Source organism: Thiolapillus sp. (assembly GCF_048562965.1).
Lineage (GTDB): Bacteria > Pseudomonadota > Gammaproteobacteria > Chromatiales > Chromatiaceae > Thiolapillus > Thiolapillus brandeum_A.
The window spans coordinates 1-2,401 of the sequence record NZ_JBHNMF010000497.1 but is presented as its reverse complement, the minus strand read 5'-3'; the positions used below and the strand labels follow the sequence as shown (position 1 = coordinate 2,401).

The 2,401-nt window shown below is 52.1% G+C and carries 3 protein-coding genes; all 3 read right to left on the bottom strand.

Annotated elements, in window-relative coordinates:
- A partial coding sequence (locus ACOCD2_RS16875; protein WP_305802976.1) for a type I restriction endonuclease occupies positions 1-850 on the bottom strand: 850 nt, incomplete at its 3' end.
- The gene (locus ACOCD2_RS16870; protein ID WP_293674905.1) at positions 837-1,436 is read right to left on the bottom strand and encodes a hypothetical protein; all 600 of its coding nucleotides are present in this window, start codon (positions 1,434-1,436) and stop codon (positions 837-839) included. The genes ACOCD2_RS16870 and ACOCD2_RS16875, both read right to left, overlap by 14 nt.
- Positions 1,433-2,401: restriction endonuclease subunit S (locus ACOCD2_RS16865; RefSeq protein WP_293674906.1), on the bottom strand; the 969-nt coding region annotated here is incomplete at its 5' end. The genes ACOCD2_RS16870 and ACOCD2_RS16865, both read right to left, overlap by 4 nt.

The window sequence follows — 2,401 nt, the reverse complement described above, 5'->3', positions numbered from 1 at the left end:
TTTCTTTGTAGCGAATCCGGCCTTCCGCATCTTCCACCTCCTTGCGCTCCAGCAGCACGAAGCGATGGAAGATGCGCAGCCAGTTGTCTTTTTGCAGGATCCAGTTCCAGAAATAGCTGACTGGGTATTCACCCTCGGGAGCTAGTGGGTTACCAGCAGCCCCATCATTACCCCGGTTGAAGGGCAGAAAGAAGGTGGACTCACCGGCCAGCTTGGTGGTCATGTAAATTTCGGAATCGGACAGGGCAAAATGCACCACCGCGCCGCGCCGGAAGCTCAATAGCGGCTCCATGCGTCCCGTGGTGGCGCTTTTTGGCTTGCGATCCACCCGATACTGCTGCTTGGCGGCCTCCACCGATTGGGTGAAGTCGGTCTTGATCTCCACCGTGGCCACAGGCAGGCCGTTGATGAAGAACACCAGATCGATGGCGTTCTCGTTGTCCAGGGAATAGCGCAGCTGCCGCACCACGCGCAGGCGGTTGGCGGTGTAGCGGGCAGTTACCGTCTCGTTGCGACTGTCTTCCGGCTTGGCCTGACTCATGGCCAGGGCGCCCGCGCCCGCCACTGAAAAGCCCCGGCGAAGCACCTCCAGGGTGCCGCAGGTCCTGGAGGCCAACGTCTTGACCAGCCGATCCAGCACCGTGGTTTCCGCATCCGCGCCATGAACCCGGCGCAGCTTCTCCCAGGCTTCCGGCTGAGTGTCCTGAATCCAGCCGATCACATCCCCGGGATAAAGGGCGCGTGCGCGGTCATAGTGTTGATGATCGCCTTCCAGCCAGCCCTGTTGTTTGAGCTGATCAACGATATGGGATTCAAGGTGGATTTCATGGTGGGGATCAGCAGTCATCATACGCATCATTCGTCCGCGGCATGTGGAGAAAATCAAGGATATCCTTGACCCTGGTTTCTGATCTTGTTGTCAGTGTAAATCGATGGTTTTCATAGCTGGTGCAGTAATATTTGGCAGCCACATAAGCGTCATAACCCGTGAACCAGTCGTTAATAAAACACCGGGCCACCCACTCCATCAGGCACAAGTCCACATCATCGAGAATCTGTCGTGTAGCATGAATCCATATTCTTTTCCATCCTTTCGAATAAGAATCACAATAGTATTCAACCTCTTTCAATTGGCGCTTGAAGTCATTCTTGTCTTGTCCGCTGTTTCGGCTGTCCAGGAGAAGCAATAACCTTTCAAGCCATTCTATTTTCTCGCCCCTGTCTGGGGAGTCGGCTACAGACAAGCTTTCATTGTGATGAACGTAAGCCAAAGTCCTGCCGATGAGATAACGCATGAAATCAGGCGTTTCCTCCTCTGACAAAATTCTTCGCAAAGGCGTTAACGACGTGATCTGCACAGGCTGGTGTTGGGCTAGCCTCGTCAGGATTCCAACAATTTTCTGGATATGCAGTTGGCGCCTGTCATCACTGGTCATATCCGTTCATTCCTTACATCTATCTTGCCGGTGACAGCGGCGGTGATCAGGGCGGCGCGTTTTTCCTTAAGCAGATCGATGCTTTGTTGGGTTTTCTCAATGAGTTGGTCGACTTGGGTGGTTTTTTCGTCGAGGAAGGCGGCGATGGCGGATTGTTCTTCGGCAGTGGGGAACAATATCTGTATTTCATTTAGTTTTTCTGTTGTAAGGTGAGCAATGGAAAGTCGGTTACATATAACATCAATGGCTCCCGATTCCTTGATGCAGGAAAGAAGATAATTTAAGTAGTAATTATTGTTTCCTTCCAGACCTCTTACCCTATTGATAGAATTTTGATAATAGGCTTCTTCTAATTCTCGTCTCCATATCGCGGAACGCCCTACATCACCGCCTTCGCTTACCAACAAATCCCCATACTTCAGCCTGAGCACGCCTAGCTCAAGTGGAGAAAACCACATTTCCTTTACACCAGAAACATAAATTCCATCTGGCTGGATGTTAGAAGCACGAAGGTATGGTTTCAGAACGTCCTGGGGAGCCTGCTGGACTGGCTGTAGCATCTTTCCAAGTTTAACGCTGTAGCCCCTTTTCAAGGGCTTTACCTCCCAATGCGCCGGCACCTTGCCCAGCCACTCCACTCCTGAATCCTTGTATTCCGCATAAGGCTTTCCCGTGCGCGCATCGAATTTCCCGGTCACCGCCTCGGTGACCAGCGCCGCGCGCTTCTCCTTGATCAGTTCGATGAAGCGGGTTTTCTTTTCGATGAGTTGATCGATTTGGGTGGTTTTTTCGTCGAGGAAGGCGGCGATGGTGGATTGTTCTTCGGTTGGTGGCAAGGTTACAGGCAGATTGCCAATAAAGTCCCAACTGGCACGTGGCATCTTGGCGCCGTAGGTGGATGAATCCACTTCTCTGATAAAGCCTACCGAAAGCATAAACCTGACAAGAAATTCGGGTTGGACCCC

Bases quoted from the DNA above. Each gene is read 5' to 3' on its own strand.
- ACOCD2_RS16870 (WP_293674905.1), bottom strand. From the start codon at position 1,436: ATGACCAGTGATGACAGGCGCCAACTGCATATCCAGAAAATTGTTGGA.